The following is a 5,713-nucleotide window of genomic DNA, read 5'->3' as shown; positions in this document are numbered from 1 at the left end:
CGAGTGTCCAATTGGATTAGGGGGCTTTAAAGATAAGGTTACTGGTGATCTTTACAATTTCTGAAGGGTGATTATCGCTCAAATAAGCTCATCTGAGATCGTTAGAATAAACAGGGGGGTGGGTGAAGACTGTGTAGCCAACGCAGACCTCACCCCCAACCGTAATCTTCAACTCTACCTAACTCTAACCCCAATCAACCCGCAACCCAATCTCAGCTACTCCTTGACCTCAACCTACTCTAGCCCCGAACCGCCAACACCAATCAGAGAACAACCATTAACCAAAATGCAAAACACCAACCTCAAACTTTCAACCCCGCTGAATTGGTGGCTTCGTGCGGCTACGTTATGATGCTTCAAGCGACCATCACAATTGCAAAGCTTTGGCCGTTCGTGTCTCTATATCACTTAGCAGTGTGGTCATATCCATGCCTGCATGATTACCGAGCAGGATAATGGTAATATCATCGGATAAATTACGTGAAAATGCTGTGGAAAATCCGCCGCCGCTTCCATTATGGAAGACGGTGCGTTTTGTTCCATTTTCCTTGAGAATCCAGGCATAGCCGTAATTTTTATTGGAATAGGGCTCATACATCGTTTCAATCGTTTCCTGATTTAAAATCTGGTCAGTGTATAGTGCCCGATCCCATTTCAGCAGATCATCCACGGTAGAGTAGATCGTACCTGACCCGGATTGTGAAACATAGTAAGGTGCAGGTGTCCATCCTTTTCCTTGTTTGACAAAGCCGCTGTTCGTATGCACTTTGCGTGATGCTTCTCCCGAATCTTTCATACCGAGCGGCTCCAGAATGGTTTGTTGTACATAGTCTGCATAACTCATGCCGGATACCTGTTCCACAACGTACGCAAGCAACACGTAACCGCTATTGCTGTACAGGTAGGCACTGCCGGGTTCGAACTTCAACGTTTTGTGGCGAATCTCTTCTACCGTTTGTTCAAGTGTATTGCCTTCCCCGCGACCGAAGGCCGACGGCAGGCCCGACGTTTGGGACAGTAACATATGCAGGGTAATCTGATTTCCCTTCGGGATGCCGGAAATATAGGTGGAGATTGGATCTTGAACATCCAACTTACCTGCTTCTGCGAGACTCAAAATGGAAGCCGCAGTGAATGACTTGCTCAAGGAGGCAATACGGGTCTTCTGGTCCGGACGATTCATTGTCTGTTCGTCAGCAAGACCATACCCCTGTTTGAGCAAGACTTCTCCGTCCCGTGCAATCAGAGCCATCCCCGGATAGTTGATCTCGCGCAGATATGTGTCTACGCTAGCCACTTCAGGATTTAACACGCTAACCTGGTCAGTCGTTATACCAACATTCATCTGGCTTGAAGGCGTTCGCTGGACTTGAATATCAGCCTTCAAAGCATTCGCCAGGGTACGGACAGGAATCATTAATGTGCCGTTAATGGTGCGTGAATTCACCGGAGAGGCCAGAGAAACCTGGTTTACTTTAATGGATTTACTTCCGGCTTGATGCACCAGCTTGTCCCCGCCAACGGTGATTACGGCTGTTTTGGTACGAGCATCCCACTTCAAATCCCCTTTAACAGATTGGACTACATCCCGTAAGGGAACGAACGTTGTACCTTTTAGAATAAGCGGAGCGTTGTTCCAGAATTGCGGCTCTCCGTTGACTTCAATATGCACGGCTTGTGTAGTCTGCGCGGCAGAAACCGTAGGGTTGTTAAACAGCCCGAATACGGGGCCTGTGCATAGAATGATTGCGAATAGCATGCGAAGCATGGATGAATAACCACTGCTAGATACAGGTTGTTGCGTGTGAAACTTACGTAAGATTGGAATCCTCTCCTTCCAAGTGTTTCTTAATAAACCATTATATAAATATTGTAAACGATCCCAACAAGGGGGTCAAAAAGAGAGTATACCTAAGTAATAGGATCACATCATTAAAAATTGCAATTATTTAGTATGGATACATAATGTTTCGCGGCGAACTTTCCGATAAAAAGAGTTGAACTTAATGATGGGAGATAGATAGATAATGAGAAAAGGGCTTCAAAAAAGGCTTCAAAAAAAGCCTCAAACAGGGCATAAAGTGAAGGGGAGGTTTCAATCATGGTTTACGTTAACGGTAAAAAAACGGCTGATTGCCGCGTTCCTTTTGTTCCTGATCGTTCCTAGTCTTAGTGTAGGGTGGCTTGCTTATCTTAAGGCAGCAGATCAGGTTAAAATGGAGATTACTCGTTCTGCACAGGCCAAAACAGAAATGCTTAGTCTGCAGATTGATCAGATGCTCAATATGGAGAAGGACAACGCTGCACAGATGGCATCGGGTATTACATCCGAAGACATTATTAACAAGTCACCTGCGCTTCAAGCTCAGATGGATCGGATGTCCAAAAACCATAAAGAACTCGGGGTGCTTACGGCTGGAGCGGAGGATGGAAGTTGGATGAAATCCCCTGATCCCGGCAACCAGATCTATGATCCTCGTGAACGCACATGGTATAAGATGGCTCTATCACAATCTGAGCCAGTCATCTCGGATACTTTTCAATCCGCCACGACTGGGGAATGGGTGGTGACATCAGCGGCCAAGCTAGCAGACGGACAAGGTGTTTTTGGAGCCAATGTAAGCTTGAATCATTTGAAGGAGACAGTGGATCAGATCCATATCGGTAAAGCAGGGAAACTGTATATGCTGGATAATGGCGGGAAATTTTTGTTTCATTACAAGATTGAATCCGGTACTCAGTCTGATCAAAGTTACATCAACGAGATGTATACGAAAGATCAGGGAACCGTGAAGTATACATATGATGGTCAACCGATGGAGGCTGTATTTTACACAAATACGGCAACGGGTTGGAAAATTGTCGGCGAGATGATTCCCTCCGAAGCGGCAGAGTCCGTTCAACCGATTATGATTCGTGCATTTACACTTGTCGGCGTAGCAATTATTGTGGGTATTGTACTGTTGATCTTTATTATCCGTAGCATTCACCGTCCATTGCAGCAGTTAACCCAAGCGGCTTCTCAAGTAAGTGCAGGGGACCTGACGGTTCGTGTAGGCCTGCGGCGCAAGGATGAGTTCGGTCAGCTTGGAGAAAGCTTTGATACCATGACGAATTCACTGCGTCATGTCCTGGGCGAAGTACATGATACATCGAGTCAGCTGGCGGCATCATCGGAAGAGTTGATGGCAAGCTCTGAGCAGACCTCGAAAGCAACGGAGCAAGTAGCGGAGTTGATGCAAGATGCAGCTGCAGGAACAACGATGCAGAATGAAAGTCTTGCAGCGACAGAGCAACTTGTCGGTGAGATGTCACTTGGTGTGAAGGAGATTTCTGCAAGAGCCGGAGATGCGGAACGTATTGCCATTGAAGCATCCTCCAAATCGGAAGCGGGTATGGTCACGATGCAGCAGGCCGTGTCCCATATTCAGCAGGTGAATGATGAGAGCAAGGATATGGAGGCTGTCATCGAAGATCTGCGAGCGAAAAACGATGAAATTCTGGAGATTGTAGCGGAGATTACAGCCATCGCCAAGCAGACGAACATTCTGGCACTGAATGCTTCCATTGAGGCTTCGAGAGCAGGCGAGCATGGCCGGGGATTCGCTGTGGTTGCTAACGAAGTGAAATTGCTTGCGAACAGCTCAGGTGCTTCGGCAGAGCGAATCAATGAGCTTATGCGGGAGATGCATGAGAAGACTCATGCTGTTCAGTCTACCTTTGCACGTACAGGTGAAGGTATGGTGAAAAGCTCGCAGATGATTGCAGAGGCTGGAGAAGCCTTCCAGACGATTCGTGATGCGGTTCGAACCGTTGCGTCCCAGGCCGAGGAGGCAGCTACAGCTTCCCGTCAGATCGATCAAGGAATGGGACATGTGAACAAAGCTGTAAACGAAACGATGGTTCTCTCTAACCGGATTGCTGCGGGAACCGAGGATGGATCGGCGGCTGCTCAGGAGCAGCTTGCTACAATGGAGGAGGTTGCGGCATCTTCAGCGGCCTTGTCTCGCATGGCGGAGGATCTGCAGAGCATGATCGAACGATTCAAATTGTAACTGAGGGAGTATGAACGCGGGTATGAAGGCTGTCGGGGTAATGAACCGGCAGTCTTTTTTCTTTTTTTGCAGGAGATTGGATTATGATTGAGGTATCTAATCTACCTCGTTAGTTTGACAATAAACAAATATAATTATATTATGTCTATAAATAAACAAACAAATTAATTAAATAGAGTTTTTTTAAATTAATTCCTCGTATGAATCAATACAGAATTAACTTGGAACTCCAAATAACTCACAAATCAAAATACATTAGATGAATGATAGAAAGGACGGCGACGGATGAAAGCCTCGGATTCAAGATTGCAGACAGCCTCTCTCGAAGAGATCAAACGCGGATATGTGGAGGAAGGAACGGCCTATTTCTGTATTTGTTGCGGTTTTACAACAGAACCGGGAATTGTTTACCCTGACGAAGGCGTGCTCTATGATGCGGTTCGTTACATGGGTGTTCATATTGAGAAGGTCCATGGTTCTGTATTTGAATATTTGCTGGAGCTGGATAAAAGTGTGACCGGATTGTCGGATGTACAGCGAGGTCTGCTGGCCCAGTTCTATGAAGGGAAAAAGGATGCAGAAGTGCAACAGGCTCTGGGCATCGGCAGTGCGTCTACCATTCGAAACCATCGATTCGTTTTGAAGGAAAAGGAGAGGCAGGCCAAAATATTTCTGGCATTAATGGAACTGTTGAAAAATAAAGACCTGCATGCTCCCGCAACATGGGTGTCGCCGATTATGAAACAAGGTCATACGATTCATCAGCGTTCCTTTGAAATATCGGAAGAGGAACGGGAACGTGTGCTGCGCAACTATTTTCCCGAAGGTATAAGCGGCCCAATGACTACGTTCCATATGCAGCAAAAACATAAGTATATCGTGCTCACAGAGATTGCCAAACGTTTTGAACCCCGGCGTCAGTACACCGAAAAACAAGTGAACACACTCTTGGAGAAGGTACATGCTGACTATGTTGAGATTCGGAGATATCTGGTGGATTACGGTCTGTTAGAGCGAAAGGAGGATGGAAGCCAGTACTGGCTGGGTAGTGCAGCAGAGGAACAAGGTAACGGTAGAGGGGACGGGAAACAGCCGAAAGGATCATCAGCCAAATTAACAGATAACTCAGCTGAATCCCTAACCATGGAACAGCAAGTTCCAGAAGAAAGAGCAGGTAAAGGAGAGAAGAGCATGAATCGACGCAAAGAGTTACAAGAGCAAGCCAAAGAAGTCAAAACAGAAGCAGGCGTTTATCAAATTCGGAATGAGCGAAACGGCAAAGTGTACATCGACAGCACGCCTAATCTGAAGACCATTAACGGACAGCAATTTATGCTGCAGATGGGAAGCCATCTGAATCGACGTTTACAGGCAGAGTGGAATGAATACGGTGAGAGTGCATTTACGATTGAGGTATTAGAAGTCATGAAAAAGGATGACAATCCCTACGCCGATCCGAAGGATGCGCTGGCCAAATGTTTAGAAAGCTGGTTTGAGAAGCTGGAGCCTTACGGAGATCGTGGATACCACGGGGAGCCGAAACCATCGAATTAGTAGGTAAATAGAGTTCAATTTCAGTATTGAACACTACGAACTTAACATTTTAATTTTGGAAAACAGCTAGTTCCTTTAAAGCCCCCTAATCCAATTGGACACTC

The 5,713-nt window shown here is 46.4% G+C and carries 3 protein-coding genes; 2 read left to right on the top strand and 1 reads right to left on the bottom strand.

Going from position 1 to position 5,713, the window contains the following annotated elements; translation table 11 throughout:
- Positions 1 to 367: 367 nt before the first annotated feature.
- Positions 368 to 1,768 carry a serine hydrolase domain-containing protein gene (locus H7T88_RS28205; RefSeq protein ID WP_221791698.1) on the bottom strand — a complete coding sequence of 467 codons (1,401 nt, stop codon included), beginning with the start codon at positions 1,766 to 1,768 and terminating at the stop codon, positions 368 to 370.
- Between the two features lie 259 nt (positions 1,769 to 2,027).
- On the opposite strand from H7T88_RS28205, the gene H7T88_RS28200 reads away from it, so the two are divergent.
- Together H7T88_RS28200 and H7T88_RS28195 are read left to right on the top strand one after the other, a co-directional pair.
- On the top strand, positions 2,028 to 4,055 hold the full coding sequence (locus H7T88_RS28200; RefSeq protein ID WP_221791697.1) for a methyl-accepting chemotaxis protein: 2,028 nt from the start codon (positions 2,028 to 2,030) through the stop codon (positions 4,053 to 4,055).
- 285 nt (positions 4,056 to 4,340) lie between these two features.
- Positions 4,341 to 5,609, top strand: coding sequence for a DUF2087 domain-containing protein (locus tag H7T88_RS28195; protein WP_221791696.1), 1,269 nt, complete (start codon positions 4,341 to 4,343; stop codon positions 5,607 to 5,609).
- The last annotated feature ends 104 nt before the right edge of the window (positions 5,610 to 5,713 follow it).

It is taken from the genome of Paenibacillus cucumis (ex Kampfer et al. 2016), from assembly GCF_019748695.1.
In the GTDB taxonomy this organism is placed as follows: domain Bacteria; phylum Bacillota; class Bacilli; order Paenibacillales; family Paenibacillaceae; genus Paenibacillus; species Paenibacillus polysaccharolyticus.
Note: the sequence above shows the minus strand (reverse complement) of the source record. Positions and strands in the feature narration are given on the sequence as shown.

Bases quoted from the DNA above. Each gene is read 5' to 3' on its own strand.
- H7T88_RS28200 (WP_221791697.1), top strand. From the start codon at position 2,028: ATGAGAAAAGGGCTTCAAAAAAGGCTTCAAAAAAAGCCTCAAACAGGG.
- H7T88_RS28205 (WP_221791698.1), bottom strand. From the start codon at position 1,768: ATGCTTCGCATGCTATTCGCAATCATTCTATGCACAGGCCCCGTATTC.
- H7T88_RS28195 (WP_221791696.1), top strand. From the start codon at position 4,341: ATGAAAGCCTCGGATTCAAGATTGCAGACAGCCTCTCTCGAAGAGATC.